General features: G+C 61.8%; 21 protein-coding genes and 1 other RNA gene. 16 read left to right on the top strand and 6 right to left on the bottom strand.

From position 1 onward, the window contains the following. Positions 1-14: 14 nt before the first annotated feature. Entirely contained in the window at positions 15-1,124 is a 1,110-nt protein-coding gene (locus HFC70_RS12740; RefSeq protein ID WP_368669635.1) for a LacI family DNA-binding transcriptional regulator, read from the bottom strand. 329 nt (positions 1,125-1,453) lie between these two features. Here HFC70_RS12740 and HFC70_RS12735 point away from each other — a divergent pair, with 329 nt between their 5' ends. The 7 genes from HFC70_RS12735 to HFC70_RS12705 all read left to right on the top strand — a co-directional run bounded on the left by HFC70_RS12735 (position 1,454) and on the right by HFC70_RS12705 (position 9,778). Beyond that, positions 1,454-2,713, top strand: coding sequence for an ABC transporter substrate-binding protein (locus HFC70_RS12735; protein ID WP_168473636.1), 1,260 nt, complete (start codon positions 1,454-1,456; stop codon positions 2,711-2,713). An 86-nt stretch (positions 2,714-2,799) separates the two neighbouring features. Beyond that, positions 2,800-3,753: a carbohydrate ABC transporter permease gene (locus HFC70_RS12730; protein ID WP_168473635.1), complete on the top strand. Its 954-nt coding sequence runs from the start codon at positions 2,800-2,802 to the stop codon at positions 3,751-3,753. Continuing rightward, on the top strand, positions 3,750-4,676 hold the full coding sequence (locus tag HFC70_RS12725; protein ID WP_168473634.1) for a carbohydrate ABC transporter permease: 927 nt from the start codon (positions 3,750-3,752) through the stop codon (positions 4,674-4,676). Before HFC70_RS12730 ends, HFC70_RS12725 begins: the two co-directional genes overlap by 4 nt. A gap of 4 nt (positions 4,677-4,680) precedes the next feature. Further along, a complete protein-coding gene (locus tag HFC70_RS12720; RefSeq protein WP_168473633.1) occupies positions 4,681-5,796 on the top strand; it encodes an ABC transporter ATP-binding protein in 1,116 nt (371 codons plus the stop codon). A gap of 7 nt (positions 5,797-5,803) precedes the next feature. Further along, positions 5,804-7,312, top strand: coding sequence for a GMC oxidoreductase (locus HFC70_RS12715; RefSeq protein ID WP_168473632.1), 1,509 nt, complete (start codon positions 5,804-5,806; stop codon positions 7,310-7,312). Continuing rightward, positions 7,309-8,076, top strand: a complete 768-nt coding sequence (locus HFC70_RS12710) for a 3-ketoacyl-ACP reductase (RefSeq protein ID WP_168473631.1) — start codon at positions 7,309-7,311, stop codon at positions 8,074-8,076. The genes HFC70_RS12715 and HFC70_RS12710 overlap by 4 nt, the downstream gene beginning before the upstream one ends. Positions 8,077-8,122: 46 nt before the next feature. Continuing rightward, complete coding sequence (locus tag HFC70_RS12705; RefSeq protein WP_168473630.1) at positions 8,123-9,778, top strand: GMC family oxidoreductase; 1,656 nt, start codon at positions 8,123-8,125, stop codon at positions 9,776-9,778. A 67-nt stretch (positions 9,779-9,845) separates the two neighbouring features. Here HFC70_RS12705 and HFC70_RS12700 read toward each other — a convergent pair whose 3' ends face one another. Next, entirely contained in the window at positions 9,846-10,430 is a 585-nt protein-coding gene (locus HFC70_RS12700; protein WP_168473629.1) for a cytochrome c family protein, read from the bottom strand. A 152-nt stretch (positions 10,431-10,582) separates the two neighbouring features. On the opposite strand from HFC70_RS12700, the gene HFC70_RS12695 reads away from it, so the two are divergent. Continuing rightward, on the top strand, positions 10,583-11,338 hold the full coding sequence (locus HFC70_RS12695) for a 3-deoxy-manno-octulosonate cytidylyltransferase (protein ID WP_168473628.1): 756 nt from the start codon (positions 10,583-10,585) through the stop codon (positions 11,336-11,338). A gap of 12 nt (positions 11,339-11,350) precedes the next feature. Next, positions 11,351-12,205, top strand: coding sequence for a prephenate dehydratase (locus HFC70_RS12690; protein WP_168473627.1), 855 nt, complete (start codon positions 11,351-11,353; stop codon positions 12,203-12,205). Positions 12,206-12,215: 10 nt separating this feature from the next. On the opposite strand, the gene nudC is transcribed toward HFC70_RS12690, so the two are convergent. After that, positions 12,216-13,178, bottom strand: a complete 963-nt coding sequence (gene nudC / locus HFC70_RS12685) for an NAD(+) diphosphatase (protein ID WP_168473626.1) — start codon at positions 13,176-13,178, stop codon at positions 12,216-12,218. Further along, on the bottom strand, positions 13,175-13,531 hold the full coding sequence (locus tag HFC70_RS12680; protein WP_246735769.1) for an HIT family protein: 357 nt from the start codon (positions 13,529-13,531) through the stop codon (positions 13,175-13,177). Before HFC70_RS12680 ends, nudC begins: the two co-directional genes overlap by 4 nt. Positions 13,532-13,670: 139 nt before the next feature. Here HFC70_RS12680 and ffs point away from each other — a divergent pair. From ffs to HFC70_RS12665, 3 genes are all read left to right on the top strand, one after another. Then, positions 13,671-13,767: signal recognition particle sRNA small type (gene ffs / locus HFC70_RS12675), an RNA gene on the top strand. Between the two features lie 80 nt (positions 13,768-13,847). Then, complete coding sequence (locus tag HFC70_RS12670; protein ID WP_168473624.1) at positions 13,848-15,722, top strand: DNA polymerase III subunit gamma/tau; 1,875 nt, start codon at positions 13,848-13,850, stop codon at positions 15,720-15,722. Between the two features lie 44 nt (positions 15,723-15,766). Next, a complete protein-coding gene (locus tag HFC70_RS12665; protein ID WP_168473623.1) occupies positions 15,767-16,090 on the top strand; it encodes a YbaB/EbfC family nucleoid-associated protein in 324 nt (107 codons plus the stop codon). A gap of 6 nt (positions 16,091-16,096) precedes the next feature. Here HFC70_RS12665 and HFC70_RS12660 read toward each other — a convergent pair whose 3' ends face one another. Next, entirely contained in the window at positions 16,097-16,984 is an 888-nt protein-coding gene (locus HFC70_RS12660; protein ID WP_168473622.1) for an alpha/beta fold hydrolase, read from the bottom strand. An 82-nt stretch (positions 16,985-17,066) separates the two neighbouring features. Here HFC70_RS12660 and HFC70_RS12655 point away from each other — a divergent pair, with 82 nt between their 5' ends. Beyond that, positions 17,067-17,660, top strand: coding sequence for a TetR/AcrR family transcriptional regulator (locus tag HFC70_RS12655; RefSeq protein ID WP_168473621.1), 594 nt, complete (start codon positions 17,067-17,069; stop codon positions 17,658-17,660). Here HFC70_RS12655 and HFC70_RS12650 read toward each other — a convergent pair. Continuing rightward, entirely contained in the window at positions 17,644-18,261 is a 618-nt protein-coding gene (locus HFC70_RS12650) for an MOSC domain-containing protein (RefSeq protein WP_168473779.1), read from the bottom strand. The two genes, HFC70_RS12655 and HFC70_RS12650, sit on opposite strands and share 17 nt — an antisense overlap. A gap of 56 nt (positions 18,262-18,317) precedes the next feature. On the opposite strand from HFC70_RS12650, the gene recR reads away from it, so the two are divergent. The 3 genes from recR (at position 18,318) to HFC70_RS12635 (ending at position 21,562) form a co-directional block, all read left to right on the top strand. Continuing rightward, complete coding sequence (recR, locus tag HFC70_RS12645; protein ID WP_168473620.1) at positions 18,318-18,923, top strand: recombination mediator RecR; 606 nt, start codon at positions 18,318-18,320, stop codon at positions 18,921-18,923. An 80-nt stretch (positions 18,924-19,003) separates the two neighbouring features. Next, complete coding sequence (locus tag HFC70_RS12640; protein WP_246735768.1) at positions 19,004-20,203, top strand: lytic murein transglycosylase; 1,200 nt, start codon at positions 19,004-19,006, stop codon at positions 20,201-20,203. 174 nt (positions 20,204-20,377) lie between these two features. Next, positions 20,378-21,562 carry an acyltransferase gene (locus HFC70_RS12635; RefSeq protein WP_168473618.1) on the top strand — a complete coding sequence of 395 codons (1,185 nt, stop codon included), beginning with the start codon at positions 20,378-20,380 and terminating at the stop codon, positions 21,560-21,562. Positions 21,563-21,596 lie beyond the last annotated feature (34 nt).

Raw genomic sequence — 21,596 nt, 5'->3', positions numbered from 1 at the left:
GCAAGCGGGGCGTTTCAGCGCGCCTTACCGCTCGTGTGCTTTTGTCCATTCCGCGCTGCCGGTCCGGGATCGGTGTTGACGATCGGCGGACCCGGGAACAGCAGCAATTGCAGCTGTGCGATGTCGGTCTCGCCGCCGATTGCGTGCAGCAGGATGCGGCCCATCTGCTCGCCGGTCTCCGTCAGGTCCTCGTAGATCGTCTCGACCCGTGGCTGGATGGCGGAGAGCAGGTGCGAGGTCTGCTTGGCGACGATGTCGTATTCGACACCAAGCGACAGCCCGCAGTCGCTCATGCCGGTGATCGTCGCCAGCGAACAGACCTCGCCGCCGCACATGAAGCCGTCCGGTGGATCGTCTTCCGTCTGCCGCTCGCGCACCCGGTCGCGGATAGCGCCGGCCGGACTGTCGAGATCGATGCCGGAAAGGATCTCATAGGCACATCCCGCCTCCCGCACCGCCGTCATGAAGCCGTGCAGCAGGTGGCCGGAAAAGGTGAAGCCCGCCGGGCCGCTGATCAGCGCCGGCTTACGCCGGCCCTTGGCGATCAGCCGGCGCGTCGCCTCATAGGCGAAGGTGAAGTTGTCGTAGTCGACGAAGGGATGCGCCACCGACAGTTCGGTACGGCCGTGGGTGACGAAGGGAAAACCCTTCTCCAGAAGCAGGCTGACACGCGGATCGAAGGGCTCGGTACGCGACAGGATCAACCCGTCGGCCATGCCGTTGCGGATGATGTAGTTGACCGCATCGACGCTACCGCCGTCGAAGAAATTCGGCATGACGATCAGATGGTAGGCGGTGCCCTGCATGGCGCGCGCAAGGCCGGCCATCACCGAGGTGCCGTAGCCGAGGATTTCCTCATGCGGTTCCAGCAACACGGCGATGACATTGGTGCGGCCGGTCTTCAGCCGCTGGGCGGCGCGATCCGGCGAATAGCCGATCTCGGCGGCAACCTCCTGCACGCGCTTGCGGGTCTCGGCGGATATCTGCGGCGCGTTGCCCAGCGCCCGCGACACGGTGGTCACTGCCAGCCCCGTCAGCTCGGCGATCGTGCGCAGCGTCGGCTTGCCGGACTTTGGCCGGCCGGACTTGTCGCCGGTTTTCGGGGAGGGGGGAATTTTCGGCACGCGTCTGTTCTTCCTATTGCGGCATGGAGGTCGCACATTACCGTTGCTTCCACCAGCAGGCAATCTTGCGCTGCAAACGATATAAATACGGTGTTTTGCAGCGCGATGAAACAGTGAAAGTCTAGAATAGTCATATAATACAATATCTTATGTATCTGTTGCGACCGCGAAATTCAGTTCAAATGCACCGCTTGACGCGGGCATTTATAACGTTTTAAATCCACGCAACGGCAGATGCCGTTGTCTATCGCCGGCCGGGAGGGCTGGCGGACAGGACGGACGGGCGGGAGGAGCTTCCGCTTCGACAACTTGCAAACGGGAGGAAGACTATGCGCAAGTTTTTGACGACGACAGCAGTGGCTGCCTTGATGGCGGCAGGGTGCGGTGGTGCTTTTGCCGCCGACGTTAAAGAAGTCCAGATGCTCCATTGGTGGACATCCGGTGGTGAGGCCGCCGCTCTCAACGTGCTGAAGGGTGACCTGGCCAAGGAAGGCTTTGCCTGGAAGGACGTGCCGGTTGCCGGCGGTGGCGGCGATGCGGCCATGACGGCCCTCAAGGCAATGGTGGCAGCCGGAACCTATCCGACCGCCTCACAAATGCTCGGCTACACCGTGCTCGACTATGCGGCTGCCGGCGTGATGGGCGACCTGACCGAGACTGCCGTCAAGGAAGGCTGGGACAAGTCGGTTCCCGCCGCCCTTCAGAAATTCTCGGTCTATGACGGCAAGTGGGTCGCAGCCCCGGTCAACGTCCACTCGGTCAACTGGCTGTGGATCAACAAGGCCGTGATGGACAAGATCGGCGGCACCGAGCCGAAGTCCTTCGAAGACCTGATCGCGCTTCTCGACAAGGCCAAGGCGGCCGGCGTGATCCCGCTGGCACTCGGTGGACAGAACTGGCAGGAAGCCACCATGTTCGACTCCATCGTGCTGTCGACCGGCGGGCCTGAATTCTACAAGAAGGCCATGAACGACCTCGACGAGGAATCGCTGAAGTCCGATACCATGAAGAAGTCCTTCGACAACCTTGGCCAGATCATCAAGTATGTCGATCCCAATTTCTCCGGTCGCGACTGGAACCTCGCTACCGCCATGGTGATCAAGGGCGATGCCCTGGTGCAGGTCATGGGTGACTGGGCCAAGGGCGAATTCGTCGCCGCCAAGAAGACCCCGGACACCGATTTCCTGTGCTACCGCTTCCCCGGCACTGATGGCAGCGTGATCTACAACTCCGACATGTTCGGCATGTTCAACGTACCGGACGATCAGAAGGCAGCACAGGTCGCATTGGCCACCGCAACCCTTTCCAAGAGCTTCCAGTCGGCGTTCAACGTCGTCAAGGGCTCGGTTCCGGCCCGCACCGACGTTCCCGACACCGACTTCGACGCTTGCGGCAAGAAGGGAATTGCCGACCTTAAGGCCGCCAATGACGGCGGCACGCTGTTCGGCTCGCTGGCCCAGGGTTACGGTGCGCCTCCGGCTGTTGCCAATGCTTACAAGGACGTCGTCTCCAAGTTCGTGCATGGCCAGATCACCTCGTCCGAGCAGGCCGTGGAAGAGCTCGTCAAGGCGATCGACGACGCCAAGTAAGCATCTCTTATGAGCAATCCTTCCCCGCGAAAGCGGGGGAGGCCCTTGCGTGCACGATGACGGCCCTTGGGAGGGGGATGAGTTTCATGACCACTGGTGCGACCCCTAAAATCAGCAGGACGCCGGACCGCGCCACGCGCATCTCCGTGCGGTCGCGCCTGCAGGATGCCCTGCCGAAGATCGTCCTGGCGCCGAGCTTCGTCATCACGCTGGTTTTCGTCTATGGCTTCATCATCTGGACCGGCTACCTGTCCTTCACCAATTCCAAGACCTTTCCGTCCTATACGCTGACGGGTCCGCGTGCCTATCAGCGGCTGTGGCGCTGGACGTTCGAGAGCGATCCGCCGTCGAGTTGGTATACCTCGATCACCAATATGGGGACTTTCGGCTTTCTCTATATCGGCATCTGCCTGGTACTCGGTCTTGGCCTGGCGATCCTGCTCGACCAGAAGATCCGCGGCGAGGGCCTGCTTCGGCCGATCTATCTCTACCCCATGGCGCTCTCCTTCATCGTCACCGGCGTCGCTTGGAAATGGTTTCTCGATCCGGGCCTCGGCCTGGAGCAGACCCTGCATCAATGGGGCTGGACCAGCTTCCACTTCGACTGGATCAAGAACAAGGATTTCGTCATCTACACGGTGGTGATCGCCGGCGTCTGGCAGGCATCCGGCTTCGTCATGGCGATGTTCCTGGCCGGCCTGCGCGGCATCGACGGCGAGATCATGAAGGCCGCCCAGATCGACGGCGCCAGTGCCTGGCAGCTCTACCGCCGCATCATCATCCCGTTGCTCCGTCCGGTCTTCCTGTCGGCCTTCATCGTGCTCGCCCATATGGCGATCAAGTCCTACGACCTCGTCGTAGCGCTGACATCGGGAGGGCCTGGCGGCTCCGCCTGGCTGCCATCCAATTTCATGTATGAATACACCTTCAAGCGCAACGAGATGGCAGTCGGCTCGGCAAGCGCCATCATCATGCTGATGACCATCTCGGCGATCATCGTGCCCTATCTCTATTCCGAACTTAAGGAGAAGTCGCGATGAGCACGGCACTCTCCTCCCGCGCCCAGGCGCGGATGATCAACCGCATCGTGATCTACGGCCTGCTGGTGTTTTTCGCGATCCTCTACCTGATGCCGCTATTCGTCATGCTGGTCACCTCCTTCAAGACCATGGACGAGATCCAGAACGGCAATATGCTGGCGCTGCCGAGCGCGCCGACCTTTGAGCCCTGGCTGAAAGCCTGGGGCGAGACCTGCGTCGGGCTCACCTGCGAAGGCATCAAGGGCTATTTCTGGAATTCCATCAAGATGGTCGTACCGGCCGTGGCGATCTCCACCATTCTCGGTGCGCTGAACGGCTACGTTCTGACCAAATGGCGGTTCCCCGGCCACACCCTGGTGTTCGGGCTGATGCTGTTTGCCTGCTTCATCCCGTTTCAGTCGGTGCTGCTGCCCATGGCGACGATCCTCGGCAGCCTCGGACGCTTCGGCATGAGCCTGCGCAACGCCACCGGGTTTTCCTTCGGCTTCGGCAATCCGACCGTCAATCTGGTCTTTGTCCACGTCGTCTACGGTCTCGGCTTCACCACGCTGTTCTTCCGTAATTTCTACGAGGCTTTCCCGACCGAACTGGTCAAGGCTGCCCAGGTCGATGGTGCCGGCTTCTTCCAGATCTTCCGGCGCATCATGCTGCCCAATTCGCTGCCGATCATCGTCGTCACCGTCATCTATCAGTTCACCAATATCTGGAACGACTTCCTGTTTGCCTCGGCCTATGCCGGTACGGGGGAATCGATGCCGATGACGGTGGCCTTGAACAACGTCGTCAACACCTCGACCGGCGTCGTCGAATACAACGTCAACATGGCGGCGGCGATGATCGCCGCGATGCCCACGCTCCTCGTTTACATTCTCGCCGGCCGCTATTTCGTACGCGGGCTGATGGCGGGCGCCGTCAAAGGATGATCCCATGGCTTTCCTCGAAATCTCCGGTCTCAGAAAGCGTTTCGGCGCCGTCGAAATCCTGAAAGGCATCGACCTTGAGCTCGAAAAGGGCGGCTTCCTTGTGCTGGTCGGCCCATCGGGCTGCGGCAAGTCCACGCTGCTCAATACGATTGCCGGCCTGGAGGCGATCAGCTCGGGCGAGATCCTGGTCGATGGCCGCGCCATCGGCGATCTGCATCCCTCCAAGCGCGACATCGCTATGGTGTTCCAGTCCTACGCGCTCTATCCGAACATGACGGTGGCCGGCAACATGTCGTTCGGCATGGAAATGCGCGGCGTACCGGCCGATGAACGCAAAGAGGCGATCGACAAGGTCGCCAAGGTGCTGCAGATCAGCCATCTGCTTGACCGCAAGCCGAGCCAGCTGTCCGGCGGTCAGCGCCAGCGCGTCGCCATGGGCCGGGCGCTGGTGCGCGATCCGAAACTCTTCCTGTTCGACGAGCCGCTCTCCAACCTCGATGCCAAGCTGCGTGTCGACATGCGCGTCGAGATCAAGCGGCTGCACCAGGCAACCGGTACAACCATCGTCTACGTCACCCACGACCAGATCGAGGCCATGACGCTTGCCACCAAGATCGCCGTGATGCGCGACGGGGAGGTGCAGCAGTTTGGCTCGCCAGCCGAAATCTATAACAATCCGACCAATATGTTCGTGGCCGATTTCATGGGCTCGCCGGCCATGAACCTGCTTTCAGCCATGGTTCAACAGAATGATACCGGCCTGCAGGTCGTCCTGGATCGGCCGGGAATGCAGCCCCTGAGATTGCCGGTGGCCCCGGGCAAGGAGGCGCTTGGCCAGCATGTCGGCCGTGAGGTGGTGTTCGGAATCCGTCCGGAAGCCTTGACCGATCCCGACGGCTCGGACCGCAATGCCCGCACGCTGGTGGAGGGAGAATGCCTGATCGACGTGGTGGAGCCGGCCGGCTCCGATACCTTCGCCGTCACCAAGCTCGGCACCAAGCATGCTGTGGCGCGTCTGCGCGCCGACGCCCGTATCCATGCCGGGCAGACGGCACGGCTTGCCTTCAACCTGGACAAGGCCGTGTTCTTCGATCCGGCCAGCCAATTACGGATTGCGTGAGGCCGGGATGCGGCCAGGCCCCGATATCGTCATCATCGGTTCCGGCATCGGCGGCGCGACGATTGCCGCCGGTCTCGCCGGCTCAGGCGCCGAAATCCTGATCCTCGAGGCGGGGGACCATGTGACGGATGCCCCGGAAAACCGCGACCAGCGGGCGATCTTCCAGCGCGGCCATTTTCGCCCCAAGGAGATGTGGTACGAGCACGAGGGGGCCGCCTTCAACCCCGGCAATTACTACAATGTCGGCGGCAATTCGAAATTCTACGGTGCGGTTCTGGTGCGCTATCGCCGCGAGGATTTCGAGGAGATGCAGCACGCCGAGGGCGTTTCGCCCGCCTGGCCCTTTGCCTATGAGGAACTGGAGCCCTGGTATTCCTCAGCCGAGCAGATGTATCAGGTGCGCGGCAGCCTCGGCCAGGACCCCACCGAGCCGTTCCATTCGAAGCCCTATCCGTTTCCGCCGGTGCTGGACGAGCCTGCTATCGCCAAGGTGCGCGCCCGCCTGGTGGCAGCCGGCATGCATCCTTACAGCCTGCCGCTCGGCATCGATATCGACCGCTGGCTCGCCAGGGGCAAGACGCCTTGGGATGCCCATCCCCATAGGTCCGACGGCAAGATGGATGCGGAAACCGTGGCACTGGCGCAGGCCCTCGGCCATGCCAACGTGACCCTTCAGACCGGCTCGCCGGTCGTGCGGCTGGAAACGACAGCCGACGGTCGTCGGATCGAAACGGTCGTCTATCGCACGGACGGCGTGGAGCATCGGCTCTCGCCGAAACTGGTCATCCTGTCGGCCGGCGCCGTGCAGTCGGCCGTGCTGTTGCTGCGCTCGGCCAATGAACGGCATCCACGAGGCCTGGCCAATACATCCGATCAGGTCGGCCGCAATTTCATGAACCACAATTCCAGTGCGGTGCTGGCCATCTCGCCCTTGTATCGCAATGATTCGGTCTATCAGAAGAGTTTCGGCTTCAACGATTTCTACCTGTCGGATGGGCAAGGCGGTCCGCCGCTCGGCAATGTGCAATTGCTGGGCCGCGTCTCCGGCAAGATCCTGAAAGCCAACCTGCCACAGGTGCCGGAATGGCTGCTGGAGCGTGTCTCACAGCACGCCGTCGATTTCTATGCCATGAGCGAGGATATTCCCCATCCCGAAAGCCGCGTCATGGTCGATGGCGATCGCATCGTGCTCCAATGGCACCGCACCAACTGGCAGGCGCACCTGGATCTCGTGGCCCGGCTCAAAGCCGTTCTGAAAAAGGCCGGTTTCCAGTTTGTTCTGTCGCGCCCCTTCGACAAGAAAACACCGTCCCATCAGTGCGGAACGGTGCGCATGGGCAACGATCCGGCCGCAGCACCGCTGGATACCTGGTGCCGCAGCCATGATCACGAAAATCTGTTCGTGGTCGATGCGAGCTTCCTGCCCACCTCTGCGGCCGTCAATCCGGCGCTGACCATTGCCGCCCAGGCGCTACGCGTCGCAGACCATATCGCTTCCACGGATCTGCGGTCATGACCCGGCGCGCCGTGGCCATCGTGACCGGAGGCCGCCGCGGCATTGGCCTTGGCATTGCCCGGGCGCTTGCTGCGGATGGCTTCGATATCGCCCTCACCGGTGTGGACGAGGCGATGGCCGACGATCTTGTTCTTCGGGAGCTAGAAAACCTTGGATCGCAGGCGATCTATCTTCCGTCCGATCTGAGCAACCTGGCCGGGCATCAAGCGGTCGTGGATCAGGTCATGACGCGCTTCGGCAGCATAGACTGCCTGGTCAACAATGCCGGCATCGCTTCCGTGGTTCGGGGCGATTTCCTTGACCTGTTGCCGGAGAATTTCGACCGGATCGTCGCCACCAACCTGCGCGGCACCGTGTTTTTCACGCAGGCCGTGGTGAAGGCCATGCTGGGATGCGAGCCTCGCGCAGCACGGTCGATCGTGACGGTCACCTCCGTTTCGGCTGAAATGAGTTCGCCGGAACGGCTGGACTACTGCATGACAAAATCGGGCCTGTCGAGCTTCTGCCAGGGATTGGCCTTGCGCCTTGCCGAATGCGGCATCGCTGTTTTCGAGCTGCGTCCGGGCATCATCCGCACGGAAATGACGGCGGCCGTCTCGGCCAAATACGACGGGTTGATCGAGAGTGGCCTGGTGCCGATGAAACGCTGGGGTGAACCGGCCGATCTCGGCGCCATCGTTTCGGCATTGGTGTCGGGAAAATTCAGCTTTGCTACCGGCTCGATCATCGATGCCGATGGCGGGTTGTCGATCGCGCGGCTTTAGCGGATGTGCGTGCGGTGCGCCCCAAAGAAGACTTGAGGACACGACCATGACCTATGATTACATCATCACCGGCGCAGGCCCGGCCGGTTGCGTGCTCGCCAACCGGCTGTCGGAGGATCCCGATACCAATGTGCTGCTGCTGGAAGCCGGCGGCGGCGATTGGAATCCGCTGTTCCACATGCCGGCCGGCTTTGCCAAGATGACCAAGGGCGTCGCCAGCTGGGGCTGGGAGACCGTGCCGCAGAAGCACATGAAGGGCCGCGTGCTGCGCTATACCCAGGCCAAGGTGCTGGGCGGCGGCTCGTCGATCAATGCGCAGCTCTATACGCGCGGCAACCGCGCGGACTATGATCTCTGGGCGTCGGAAGATGGCTGCTCTGGCTGGGACTATCGCTCCGTCCTGCCCTATTTCAAGCGTGCCGAGGACAACCAGCGCTTCGCCGACGACTATCACGCCTATGGCGGGCCGCTCGGCGTTTCCATGCCGGTCTCTGCCCTGCCGATCTGCGATGCCTATATCCGCGCCGGCCAGGAACTGGGCATCCCCTACAATCCCGATTTCAACGGGCGCCAACAGGCGGGCGTCGGTTTCTACCAGCTGACACAGCGCAATCGCCGCCGCTCGTCGGCATCGCTCGCCTATCTCTCGCCGATCAAGGGCCGCCCCAACCTGACGATTCGCACCGGTGCCCCGGTGTCGCGCATCGTGCTGGATGGCCGTCGGGCTGTCGGTGTCGAGATTATAGCCTCCGGCAGGCCCGAATTGCTCGTGGCCGAGAGCGAGGTCATCGTCACATCGGGCGCGATCGGCTCCCCCAAACTGCTGCTGCAATCGGGCATAGGTCCAGCCGATCATCTAAAGTCCGTTGGCGTCAAGGTGCTGCACGATCTGCCGGGCGTTGGTGCCAATCTGCAGGACCATCTCGACCTCTTCGTAATATCCGAATGCACCGGCGATCATACCTATGACGGCGTGGCCAAATTGCATCGCACCCTATGGGCAGGCCTTGAATATTTGCTGTTCCGGTCCGGTCCGGTCGCCTCGTCCCTCTTCGAGACCGGCGGCTTCTGGTATGCGGAGGATGAAGCACGCTCACCCGACATCCAGTTCCACCTGGGTCTCGGCTCCGGCATCGAGGCGGGCGTCAAAAAGCTGAAGAATGCCGGCGTGACGCTCAATTCCGCCTATCTGCATCCCCGCTCACGTGGCACGGTCCGGCTGTCGGCCGCCGATCCGGGTGCAGCCCCTCTGATCGATCCGAATTACTGGGCCGATCCCCATGACCGGCAGATGTCGCTGGAAGGTCTGAAGATCGCGCGTGAAATCTTCCAGCAGGCGGCCTTGAAACCCTTCATCATGGCCGAACGCCTGCCGGGACCGAAGGTGATGTCTGACGAGCAGCTGTTCGACTATGGCTGCGCCAATGCCAAGACCGATCACCACCCGGTCGGTACCTGCAAGATGGGCGTCGATGACATGGCGGTCGTCGATCTGTCCCTGAAGGTCCGCGGTATCGAAGGTCTGCGGGTCTGCGACAGTTCGGTCATGCCGCGTGTGCCGTCCTGCAACACCAATGCGCCGACCATCATGGTGGGGGAAAAGGCCGCCGATCTCATTCGCGATCTGCAGCCCCTGCCGCCGGCAATCTTTGCCGACGAGCGTAACGACATACGGCCGAGAGCCAGGCAGCACGTCCAGTAATCGGCACAAACACAAATGCCCGGCTTTTGGCCGGGCATTATCGAATCTGAAAAGGCGTAGCCTGAACTCAGTTCGTGGCTGGTGCCGGTGCCGGGGCTGCGGCCGGATCGGGCAGGGCGACCGGCGTATCGGCCAAGGTGCGCAGATAGGCGATCAGGTTGGCGCGCTCGTCGTCCTTCTTGAGGCCGGCAAAGCCCATAGCCGTACCAGGGATGAACTTCTTCGGGGCCGTCAGGAAGTGGTTGAGGTTGTCAAAGGTCCAAGTGACCGTGCCGCCCTTGGAGAAATCCTTGATGGCAGCCGAATAGCCGAAACCTTCGTGAGTGGCGATCGGGCGCTCGACCAGGCCGAAAAGGTTGGGGCCGACCTTGTTGGCTCCACCCTTTTCGCCGGTGTGACAGCTCACACATTTCTTGAATATGGCTTCACCGGCGGTCGCATCGGCGCTGGCCAGCAGCACGGCGATCGGGGTTGCGGCAGCGGCCGTCTCAGCGCCGGCCTCGGCTTCGCCGGAGGCTTCGGCCACGATGGCAAAGCCTTCCTTTTCGGGAACTTCCGAATGGAAAATCCCTTCGGAGGCTATGGACACGGACATCAGGACGAAAACTGTGCCGAGCAAAGCACCGACGCCCATGTTCACATATGAATTCATCTACAGACGCTCCCTTGCAACCGGCGGATCACGGACCGGCAGACCTTGAAATCGCGCGGAACCTATGACTTTTGCTTGACAGTTGCAACACGATTGTGATCCCCAGACTGAGACTTTTTGACACTTTTCGTGTGGGAATAGAAGGGCCGTCGATGAATAATAGCCAATTTGACAAAGTGCTGGTGCTGATCCCGGCCAGAATGTCGTCCACTCGCCTGCCGGGCAAGCCGCTGGCGGAAATCGGCGGCCTGCCGATGATCGTTCAGGTGGCCCTGCGTGCCCGTGAAGCCGATGTCGGCCGAATCATTGTGGCCGTCGATGATCAGAGGATTGTCGATGCCGTGTCGGCCGCCGGCTTCGAGGTGGTCATGACCCGGTCGGACCACCAGTCCGGTTCCGATCGCATCTACGAGGCCCTGACAAAGGCCGACCCGCATGGTCGGTTCGAGACGATCATCAATGTGCAGGGCGACCTGCCGACGGTCGAGCCGGAGACCATTCGCGCCGCCTTGCGGCCGCTCGACAACCCGACGACCGACATTGCCACGCTCACGGTCGAGATCACCGACGAGCACGAAAAGACCAATCCCAATGTGGTCAAGGTGGTCGGCTCGCCGCTGTCCGACAGCCGCTTGCGGGCGCTCTATTTCACCCGCGCCACCGCGCCCCATGGCGCCGGCCCGCTCTATCACCACATCGGCCTCTATGCCTATCGCCGTGCAGCGCTCGAGCGATTCGTCGGCCTCTCGCCGTCCGTTCTGGAACGGCGCGAATCGCTGGAGCAGTTGCGGGCGCTGGAGGCGGGAATGCGAATCGACGTGGAAATCGTCAACTCCGTGCCGCTCGGTGTCGATACTCCGGACGATCTTGAGAAGGCTCGCCAGATCCTTGGCCGGAAATCCCAGTAACGGATGAAAATCATGACGAGCGTAACCAATAACATCGCCTTCCAGGGTGATTATGGCGCCAATTCGGACATGGCCTGCCGCGACATGTTCCCGGATATGGCGCCGCTTCCGTGTCCAACGTTTGAAGATGCCTTCGTTGCGGTTGAAAACGGCGATGCGGATCTGGCAATGATCCCGATCGAAAACACGATCGCCGGCCGCGTGGCGGATATCCATTATCTCCTGCCCGAATCGCATCTGCACATCATCGGCGAATATTTCATGCCGATCCGCTTTCAGCTGATGGTGCTGCCGGGCGTCAGGCGCGACGAGATCAAGACCGTGCACAGCCATATCCATGCGCTCGGCCAGTGCCGCAAGATCATCCGTGCCAGCGGTTGGAAGCCGGTGGTGGCCGGTGACACGGCAGGAGCCGCCAAGCTGGTGTCGGAAACCGGCGACCGGTCGATGGCAGCCCTGGCGCCGCGTCTGGCCGCTGATCTCTACGGCCTTGAGATCATTGCGGAGAATGTCGAGGATACGGAAAACAACGTGACCCGTTTCGTCGTGCTGTCACGTGAAGAAAAGCTGGCGGAGCGCGTGAGCCCCGACGAACTGTTCGTGACCACTTTCGTGTTCAATGTCCGCAACATTCCTGCCGCCCTCTACAAGGCCATGGGCGGCTTTGCCACCAACGGCATCAACATGACGAAGCTGGAGAGCTACCAGATCGGCGGCACTTTCGTGGCCACGCAGTTCTACGCGGACATCGAAGGTCATCCCGACGATGCGCCGGTCAGACAAGCTCTGGAAGAGCTGCGGTTCTTCTCCGAAAAGGTCCGCATCCTCGGCGTCTACAAGGGCCATCCCATGCGCGCCCAGCTCTGATCTGGAATCGTCAGGCCGGCCATTCCAGCCAGTCGGCCATCAGCCGGTTGGCGATCGTACCATCGATGGGAGCAGTGCGGCCGTCGGTCGAGCGCTGCTCCAGCATGGCGGCAACCTCGTTCCGGGTGAACCAGCGGCAATCCTCAAGCTCGGCTTCGTCGCGGATGACCTCGGTATTGAGGGCTTCCGCATAGCAGCCGATCATCAGCTGATGCGGCATCGGCCATGGTTGCGAGGCGTGATAGCGAACCCGGCCGATACTGATGCCGGATTCCTCCTGGGTCTCGCGGCGCACGGCATTTTCAATGGTTTCCCCAGGCTCGACGAAGCCGGCAAGGCAGGAATACATGCCTGCCGGAAAGCGGTGATTGCGGCCGAGCAGGCAGAGGTCACGCGCCGCGTCGATCGCCATCATGATAACCACCGGATCGGTGCGGGGAAAACTGGTGTGTTCGCAGGCGCTGCAGACGCGCTTGTAGCCGCCGACGCGGGCCTCGGTCCGGCTTCCACATTTGCCGCAGAAGCGATTGTCGGCATTCCAGTGCAGGAGACTGAGGCCTTGGGCGACTTCGCCCAGCAGTTCCTCGCCGATCAATCCGTCGCGAAACAGCGCCCGCCCGTCAGCGATCTTGTAGTCGTTGGCAAGCGTCTCTGCACTGGTTCTGACCGGTAGCGCGATCCGCGGCTCGCCGCTTGGTTGATAGCCGAGAAGAACCGCATTCTCGAGATCGGGATCAAGGCCCGGCAGTTCGTAAGGCGCAAAAAGCGGATCGAGCACCTGGCCGTCATGCTTGAGCACAAGCGCATTGCCGGTGAAGGCGAGAATATGCGCTCCTTCGACCGAAAAGGCCTTTTCCAGGCAGGTTTCGTCGCGATGCTCGGCATCCCGATCGAGACCGTTCTGGGAAAAGGCCGTCAGTGCGCTGGGTTCGGGATGCGGGGCGGAATTGTCGAAAATGGATGTTTTGATCATTGCAGGGCTTCGAGAAGTCTCGTTTTGAACGCTTGTTTTTCGCCGTCGTCGTAAGGAATGGTTGTGCCGTGGCCCCAGACCGGACCGGGCCAGTTGGCATCCCCTTCGTTGCGGGCGATCACATGAACATGGAGCTGGCGAACGATATTGCCAAGAGCGCCGACATTGATCTTTGTCGCACCCGTGGCGGTTTTGAGGGCAGCGGCGACGGTGATCTGTTCGAAGGTCAGCATGGCCTGATCGAGCGGCGTCAGCTCGAACAGTTCGGTGATATCGGGCCGCTGCGGCACCAGCAACAGCCAGGGCCAGCGCTTGTCCCCCATAAGACGCAGTTCACAAAGACCCATGCGCATCAACAGCTCGCTATCGCGCGCCAATCTTTCATCCAGCCTGAATGCTCCCACGGCAGTCCTCCCTGATTTTTCTCTTTCATAACAGTTTTTTGGAGGCTTGGCTTGCATTTGCTGTCGTTATTGCCGATATGTGCGCTTGGGAGGTTGGTGGTGGACGAGCCACTCGCCAACCGGGTCAGGTCCGGAAGGAAGCAGCCCTAACGAGCACGGCGCGGGTCATCGCGCCAGCCTCCCACCTTTCGTTCTTTCCGGCCGGCATTCAAAGCGGGGCCGGACCATGCCCACCCACCGGGCGGAGTAGAAGGCTGGCAGGGCGATGAGCGATTTGGAGCCGACAGCAGCAGGTGAGAAAAACGCCGGCGCCGGCTACCGGGTTCTCGCCCGCAAATACCGGCCGAAAGATTTCACGGACCTCATGGTCGGCCAGGAGCCGATGGTCCGAACCCTCACCAACGCCTTCGAGACGGGTCGCATTGCGCAGGCCTATATGCTGACCGGCGTGCGCGGCGTGGGCAAGACCACGACGGCGCGTATCCTGGCGCGGGCGCTGAACTACAAGACCCCCGAAATCGATCGGCCCACCATTGACTTGCGCGTGCCCGGCGAACACTGCCAGGCGATCATGGAAGGCCGGCATGTCGACGTCATCGAGATGGACGCCGCCTCGCATACCGGCATCGACGATATCCGCGAGATCATTGAGCAGGTGCGCTACCGGCCTGTCTCGGCACGCTACAAGGTCTATATCATCGACGAAGTGCACATGCTTTCGACCCAGGCCTTCAACGGCCTGCTGAAGACGCTCGAAGAGCCGCCGGAACATGTGAAATTCATCTTTGCCACCACGGAAATCCGCAAGGTTCCGATCACCGTCCTGTCGCGCTGCCAGCGTTTCGATCTCAGACGCATCAGCGCCGGCGACCTGGTCGGCCTGTTTTCGACCATTGCCTCGAAAGAGGGTATAGTGGCCGAAGAGGATGCCCTGGCGATGATCGCCCGCGCCGCCGAAGGCTCGGCCCGTGACGGTCTGTCGCTGCTCGATCAGGCCATCGCCCACGGCGTCGGCGAAGTGAAGGCGGATGCCGTGCGCGCCATGCTCGGCCTTGCCGATCGCGCCCGGATCGTCGATCTCTTTGCCCATATCGTCAACGGCGATGTCGCCGCGGCGCTGGAAGAGTTTGGCAGCCAGTACGAGGCGGGCGCCAACCCGACCGTGGTGCTCACCGATCTGGCCGATTTCACCCATCTGGTGACCCGCCTGAAATATATCCCCGGTGCGCTCAACGATCCGTCGCTCAGCGAGGTCGAACGGTTGCGCGGCGGCGAGTTCGCCGAGAGCGTGGCTGTGACGGCCCTGTCGCGTATCTGGCAGATGCTGCTGAAGGGCATTCCCGAGGCCGAGAATTCGTCGCGTCCGGCAGGGGCTGCCGAAATGGTGCTGATCCGCCTGACCCATGCCGCGCATCTCCCGTCGCCCGAAGACGCGGCCCGCCGGCTTCTCGAGATGAGCCAGGACGGTGGTGCCGTCGATCGCGCGCCATCGCCGCCGCGCGGCGGCGGCGGGGCTGCACCCCAGGCGTCCTATCGCACCCAGGCCGTTGCCCAGGCCGCGCCCGACCCGGCGCTGCGGCCTGCAAGTCCCGCGCCTGTCGCCCATCTGCAGGCCGTGCCGACCAGCCAGAATGCTCCGCAGCCTGCCGAAAGGCGCGACGTCCAGCCGGCCGAAGCCCCTGTTCCGAAGGTGCGGATCAATTCTCTCGACGATATCGCCGAGCTTTGCTCGAAAAACCGCGATCCGCGCCTGCGCGCCCTGCTCAGGAGTTTCGTGCGACTGGTCAAGCTAGAGCCCGGCCGGCTTGAGATCAACCTGCCGGCAGACGCGCCGCGCACCATTGTCAGCGATCTGCAGAAGCGGCTCGAGGAATGGACCGAGATCCGCTGGATGGTCATCCTCAGCCGTGAAGATGGCGATGCGACCCTTGCTGAAACCGAAACCTCGCAGCGCCAGGCGCGCCTGACCGATGCCATGCAGGATCCTGACGTGGCCGCCATCCTCGCCCGTTTTCCGGGCGCCAAGGTGACCGACGTTAGAATCCGTGCCGCGGCCGTCGAGGATGAGATGCCAAGCGTGCCGGCCGCCGCCGAATCGGACGAGGGCGACATTCTTCCGGGCGACGATATCGAGTTCTAAGCTCAGAAATCCTTTTCGACGATAAAACCCAAGGAGATATGACGATGCGCGACATCATGGGCATGATGGGCAAGGTCAAGGAAATGCAGGCCAAGATGGAGCAGATGCAGGCGGAGATCGCCGCGCTTGAAGTCCAGGGCCAGTCGGGCGGCGGCCTCGTCGTGGTCACCATGACCGGCAAGGGCGATCTGAAGGGTCTGAAGATCGACCCGTCATTGTTCAAGGAAGACGACGTCGAGATCCTCGAGGACCTGATCGTCGCTGCCCACAAGGATGCCAAGGACAAGGCCGAAGCCGTGATGGCGGAAAAGACCAAGGAAATGACCGCGGGCCTGCCGATCCCGCCCGGCATGAAGCTGCCGTTTTAGGGCCGGTCACTCATAAACCTTCAGCGGCCAGGGATTGATGCCGTCGCGCAGCCACAAAAGCGTATCGAGCCAGAAGCCGCCGGCATGACGATCGTGGAACAGGTCGAAATGGCCGACCTGTTCTTGCCCGAGATCCTGCGGCTCAAGCATGACCTTTTGCGGCTCCGCACCGCTGTAATAGTCGAGGCCGCGGGACACGGCTTCAGCTGTGGCGAAGGGATCATCCGACGTGCTGATCGCCAGGATCGGCGCCGTGACGGCGGCAAAGCTGGATAGCAGCCGCTCTCTTCTTGCCGGATCGAGATGCGCTTCGAGGCGCTTCCCGCGAAAGCCCCACTCGTAGGCGACCCCTGCCGGCAGATCTTCCAGCCAACCCAGCCGACGGCCCGGAAAATAGCCGAACAGCACGGTGAGCAACGGCATGGCCAGATGCCATTTCAAAAACAGCCCAAGACGATAGCCGGCTTTATAATCAGGCCAATAGGCATATTGAGCGCCGACCGTCAGCATCCGGTCTATGGCGGAGGCGCTCGCGGCATAGCCGGGCAGCACGCCGCCGATACTGTGGCCGACGACCGTGACACTCTCTCGCCCGGAGCGGTGCGTGGCAAATGCCAGCGCGGCCTCCACGTCCCGCTCGCCCCACTGGGTCCAGTCGAAGCCGCAGCCCGACAATCTTTCCGGCCGTGACAGCCCTATGCCGCGGTAGTCATAGGTCAGGACCTCGAAGCCGTGGTCGGCGAGAAATGCGGCGTACCGGTGGTAGTAGCGAGCGGCGACCCCGGTCGCCGGATTGATGACGACAATCTCACCGGCCTTCGACCGAGGCGACCACCAATGGCCGCGCAACGGGATGGCGTCGCCGCAGATGATCCGAACCGCTTCCTGCTCCATCGCCGTCCCTCCAGACCAGACGATCGGAGCATTCACCATTGCGGTGCTTGTGTATACTCACTGGTCAGTATACCTTTCCTCTATGGAAGAAACATCAACCCGAGAGCGGATCATTTCCGCCGCCAACCGGCTGTTCTACCGCGAAGGCATCAAGGCGGTCAGCGTTGATGCCGTGGCAGAGGCTGCCGGCATCACCAAGAAGTCTCTGTACTACCACTTCAGGAGCAAGGACGAACTGATCGCGGCCTATCTGTCCTATCGCGATCAGCCGAACCTGGAAGCCTATCGCCGCTGGTTCGACGCGGCCGAAGGCGATGTTGGCGATCGGGTCTCGGCGATCTTCGACCATCTCGCGATTGCGGCGGCGCGTGCGGACTGGAAGGGTTGCGGTTTCCTCAGAACCTCGGCCGAGCTTGCCAACCTGCCAGGCCATCCGGCGTTGCAGGTCGGACGAGCGCACAAGAAGGCCTTCGAAAGCTGGCTGACGCAGAAGCTTGAAGCGGCAGGAATTGCCGGTTCCGGCGATCTTGCCCGACAAATCATGCTGCTGCTGGACGGCTGCTTTTCGGTGGCGATGCTGCATCGCGACCCGAGTTATATGCGGTCCGCCGGCCTTGCCGCCAAATCGCTCATCCGCCATGCGCAGTCGTTGGCAGGAGCTACAGCTTCTCCGTAAAGAAAGTTCGGATTCGGATCGCAAGCGGCGCCGCCAGAAAACGGGCGATGTCGGTTTTTTCCAGCTTTCTGCCATAGGCCGCCAAGAGTTCGGGCATCGTCACACGGTCGCCGGCATAAAGTTCATGCCGTACTGCCTGCCCGGCCTCCACGAAGCCCGGTGCCAGGACCCGGCAATAGATGCCCGGCCGGCCCGACGCCGTATAGCGTTTGACGAACATCGAATCGTTCATGCGGCTGGCAAACGTTGCGCAGGGCGTGCGGGGTGCGGTCGCCTCCAGGATTAAAGGGCCGATCACGAACCGGTCGCCGACGGCAACATCGCGATTATCGAGATCGGACATCACCAGGTTTTCACCAAACATACCCGGCGCAAGCGGCTGGCCGAGTTCCACCGCCCACCAGTCGAGCGTCGCGCCACCCTCGATATAGACGGCCTGATCCGGCCCGCCATGGTGCTTGCGATTGCAGATCCTGTCGCCGAGCAGGCCTTCCCCATCGACCTGGACCGGCCCTGAAACCGGTATTTTAAGAATGCCTGTCTTGTACGACTTGCCCGTCAGGGTCTCTGCCGAACCCATGCAGACGGCGAGGATTTTCATCGAAGGCACTCCATTAGACGATTCCGCTTTGCCAAGATATGCGCTAGAAGCGGCCAATGGCAAAGCGAGTCACCGGCCCCGAAATCGAAAAACTGATCCAGCTTCTGGCAAAGGTGCCGGGCCTCGGGCCGCGCTCGGCGCGCCGCGCCGCGCTGCATCTGATCAAGAAGAAGGACCAGTTGCTGGGGCCTCTCGGTCACGCCATGGGCGAGGCCTATGACAAGGTCAAGATCTGTTCTCATTGCGGCAATGTTGATACGGTCGATCCCTGCACGGTCTGCACCGACGACCGTCGTGACCAGTCGGTGATCATCGTCGTCGAAGACGTTTCCGATCTCTGGGCGCTGGAGCGGGCAGGGGTGTTGAACGCTGCCTATCACGTTCTGGGCGGCACCCTGTCGCCGCTCGACGGTGTCGGGCCGGACGACCTCAACATCAAGGGGTTGATCGACCGCGTCGCCAAGGGCGGCATTCGCGAGATCATCATTGCGGTCAATGCCACCGTCGAAGGGCAAACCACAGCCCACTATATAACCGACCATCTGACCGGGCTGGACGTGCGCATCACGCGGCTCGCCCATGGCGTGCCGGTTGGCGGCGAACTCGATTATCTGGACGAGGGCACGCTGTCGGCTGCGATCCGCGCCCGGACGGTGATCTGATCTCTGGCCAAACTGAGGGGCACCGCATGAAGAGCTTTATCCACGGAGCGGTTTTCTCGGTCTTAAGCCTGTTGCTGTCCATGCCGTCTGCCTCAGTCCATGCCGCCTCCAAGGCAGAAGTCGAAGGGCAGTTCCGGTCCTGGCTGAACGCCGACCTCTGGCCGCAGGCGGAAAAATCCGGTGTCTCGCGCAAGGTGTTCGATGCGGCAACGGCCGACTTGTCGCTCAACTGGGACTTGCCGGATCTGGTGTCGCCTGGGTCGGCTCCCCCGAAGGATCGCAGCCAGAGCCAGGCCGAATTTTCGTCGCCCGGCGCCTATTTCAGTGAGAAGCGTCTGCAGGGCCTGGCCGGCACCGGCCGCAGCCTGGCCGCCAAACATGCAGGCACCCTGCGCCGCATCGAAGCGACCTATGGCGTACCGGGATCGGTGATCGTCGCCATCTGGGGCCGCGAATCCGGCTTCGGCCAGGCAAAACTGCCTCACCCGGCCATCGAGGTGCTGGCCACCAAGGCCTTCATGTCGACCCGCAAGGATCTTTTCACCCGTGAACTGATCTCCGCTTTGCATATCGTCGAAGGCGGCGATATTGCAGCCTCCAAGATGATGGGTTCCTGGGCCGGCGCGCTTGGCCAGCCGCAGTTCCTGCCGACCAGCTATCTGAAATATGCCGTCGACTTCGATGGCGACGGCCATCGCGACATCTGGAATTCCGTGCCCGATAGCCTTGCCTCGATCGCCAATTATCTGGCCAAGAGCGGCTGGCAGAGGGGCCGCGACTGGGGTTTCGAGGTAAGCATTCCCGCCGGCGTCAGCTGCACGCAGGAAGGGCCGGACAAGGCCCAGCCCCTATCGAAATGGGCCGCGACCGGCATCAAGCGCATTTCCGGCAAGGCCTTCCCGAAAGCGGAACTCGGCGAACGCACCATGATGCTCATGCCGGCCGGCACCCATGGTCCGGAATTCCTCGTCAGCCCGAATTTCTACGTCATCAAGGAATATAACAATTCCGACCTCTATGCCCTGTTCATCGGCAATCTGGCCGACCGTATCGCCCATGGCGGGGGCGCCTTTGCCGGCCCCTGGGGCGATGTCGGCAAGATGCTGCGCTCAGACGTGTTGGCCATGCAGAAGGCGCTGGTCGCCAAGGGCTACGATGTCGGCACCGTCGACGGCCTGCCTGGCTTCAAGACACGGCGCTCGCTGGGTGACTGGCAGCAGAAAAGCGGCATGGCACCGACCTGTTATCCCGATGCTTCCCTGAAGGCAAAGCTGCGATAGCAGCCGGAGCCATGCCGGCGGAGACGGGGTCGCGCCGAACGGTTCGTCTTGGCTCCAGCATTAACGTTACTTGGAACTTGTCCGCAAACAGGCGGTACTTTCATGGTAATGGCATTCCCCAACGTTTGGCGCGCGGGATTTTTCCGCTCTGCAAGGTGATTGAGGGGTCTTTCCATGAACAGGTCAGAGCTTGTGGGTGCACGAATACAGGCCGCCGGCGGATTTACCAGCGGTTTCGACTATATCCGCCTTGGCCTTTCCATGCTCGTCATGTTCTCCCACAGTTTCGCGGTCAGCGGAGATCTGGTGTCGGCCAGCGTCATGCCATGGGGCATCGACCGCATCGTCGGATATTCGATCCTGCCGGTGTTCTTTTGCCTGAGCGGCTTTCTCGTTGCTGCCAGCCTGATCCGCACCAGCAACCTGCTGACCTTCCTGACCCTGCGCGGCCTGCGCATCGTGCCGGCCCTGATGGTGGAAATCGTCCTGTCGGCCATGGTGCTTGGCCCCATGCTGACGACGGTCAGCTACAGGGAATATTTCACCGATCCCGATTTCTTCCGCTATTTCCTGAACATCATCGGATACATCCACTATCACCTGCCGGGTGTTTTCCTGGACAATCCGATCGAGCGTATGGTCAACGGTTCGCTGTGGACCGTTCCTTACGAAGCGGAGTGCTATCTGGTTCTGGCGGCAGTCTCCCTGATCGGGCTCGTCAAGCGGCCAAGCCTACTGATCGTCGGCTTCGTCGCGGTCTCGATCGCCCTGTTCGTCTGGACATTCGTGTCGGGCGATACCGGACCGGCAAGGGGTACGGCCACCGGCCGCCAGCTCATCCTTTTCTTCCTGGCAGGGGTCATCGTCTATCTCTGGCGCGATCGGATCCCCTATTCCGGCTGGATTGCCCTTGCCTCCGCCGTCCTGTCCGTGGCGCTGGTGTCGTCCCACGTCTACATCTATCTTCTGCCGCTGCCGGTTGCCTATCTGACCATGTATCTCGGATTGCAGACCCCGAAAAAACTGCCCCTGATCTTCAAGGGTGATTATTCCTATGGGATCTATCTCTATGCCTTCCCGATCCAGCAGGCGGTCGTCTATCTGCTGCCGAAAGGTCAGGCCTGGTACGTGAATTTTCTGGTGGCGCTGGTATTTGTCGGCCTGTTCGCCGCGTTTTCCTGGCACTGCATCGAAAAGCCGATGCTGCGGCTGAAGCGGTTCATCTTGAACCGATCGCAGAAGGGAACTGTCGGCACCCACGGCCTCATCAGCCCGGACAAGACAAAGACGGATATTGCCGAGGGCGGCGATGGCGAGCCCCGCTCCATTGCACCGGCAGGCACGCCGGCCCTGGGCTGAGGCTTGACCCAAGCCGTTTGAAACAAACGGCTTC

The sequence above is a fragment of the Agrobacterium sp. a22-2 genome (assembly GCF_012276985.1).
GTDB lineage: Bacteria > Pseudomonadota > Alphaproteobacteria > Rhizobiales > Rhizobiaceae > Allorhizobium.
The sequence above is the reverse complement of the archived record's forward strand: the minus strand, read 5'-3'. Positions and strand labels throughout refer to the sequence as shown.

Excerpts from the sequence above, each read along its gene's own strand:
- HFC70_RS12650 (WP_168473779.1), bottom strand. The coding sequence starts at position 18,261 with ATGAAAATCCTCGCCGTCTGCATGGGTTCGGCAGAGACCCTGACGGGC.
- HFC70_RS12640 (WP_246735768.1), top strand. The coding sequence starts at position 19,004 with ATGCCGTCTGCCTCAGTCCATGCCGCCTCCAAGGCAGAAGTCGAAGGG.
- HFC70_RS12725 (WP_168473634.1), top strand. The coding sequence starts at position 3,750 with ATGAGCACGGCACTCTCCTCCCGCGCCCAGGCGCGGATGATCAACCGC.
- HFC70_RS12660 (WP_168473622.1), bottom strand. The coding sequence starts at position 16,984 with ATGGAGCAGGAAGCGGTTCGGATCATCTGCGGCGACGCCATCCCGTTG.
- HFC70_RS12695 (WP_168473628.1), top strand. The coding sequence starts at position 10,583 with ATGAATAATAGCCAATTTGACAAAGTGCTGGTGCTGATCCCGGCCAGA.
- HFC70_RS12710 (WP_168473631.1), top strand. The coding sequence starts at position 7,309 with ATGACCCGGCGCGCCGTGGCCATCGTGACCGGAGGCCGCCGCGGCATT.
- HFC70_RS12690 (WP_168473627.1), top strand. The coding sequence starts at position 11,351 with ATGACGAGCGTAACCAATAACATCGCCTTCCAGGGTGATTATGGCGCC.
- recR (WP_168473620.1), top strand. The coding sequence starts at position 18,318 with ATGGCAAAGCGAGTCACCGGCCCCGAAATCGAAAAACTGATCCAGCTT.
- nudC (WP_168473626.1), bottom strand. The coding sequence starts at position 13,178 with ATGATCAAAACATCCATTTTCGACAATTCCGCCCCGCATCCCGAACCC.
- HFC70_RS12735 (WP_168473636.1), top strand. The coding sequence starts at position 1,454 with ATGCGCAAGTTTTTGACGACGACAGCAGTGGCTGCCTTGATGGCGGCA.
- HFC70_RS12730 (WP_168473635.1), top strand. The coding sequence starts at position 2,800 with ATGACCACTGGTGCGACCCCTAAAATCAGCAGGACGCCGGACCGCGCC.
- HFC70_RS12655 (WP_168473621.1), top strand. The coding sequence starts at position 17,067 with ATGGAAGAAACATCAACCCGAGAGCGGATCATTTCCGCCGCCAACCGG.
- HFC70_RS12700 (WP_168473629.1), bottom strand. The coding sequence starts at position 10,430 with ATGAATTCATATGTGAACATGGGCGTCGGTGCTTTGCTCGGCACAGTT.
- HFC70_RS12705 (WP_168473630.1), top strand. The coding sequence starts at position 8,123 with ATGACCTATGATTACATCATCACCGGCGCAGGCCCGGCCGGTTGCGTG.
- HFC70_RS12665 (WP_168473623.1), top strand. The coding sequence starts at position 15,767 with ATGCGCGACATCATGGGCATGATGGGCAAGGTCAAGGAAATGCAGGCC.
- HFC70_RS12680 (WP_246735769.1), bottom strand. The coding sequence starts at position 13,531 with ATGCGCATGGGTCTTTGTGAACTGCGTCTTATGGGGGACAAGCGCTGG.
- HFC70_RS12670 (WP_168473624.1), top strand. The coding sequence starts at position 13,848 with ATGAGCGATTTGGAGCCGACAGCAGCAGGTGAGAAAAACGCCGGCGCC.
- HFC70_RS12720 (WP_168473633.1), top strand. The coding sequence starts at position 4,681 with ATGGCTTTCCTCGAAATCTCCGGTCTCAGAAAGCGTTTCGGCGCCGTC.
- HFC70_RS12635 (WP_168473618.1), top strand. The coding sequence starts at position 20,378 with ATGAACAGGTCAGAGCTTGTGGGTGCACGAATACAGGCCGCCGGCGGA.
- HFC70_RS12715 (WP_168473632.1), top strand. The coding sequence starts at position 5,804 with ATGCGGCCAGGCCCCGATATCGTCATCATCGGTTCCGGCATCGGCGGC.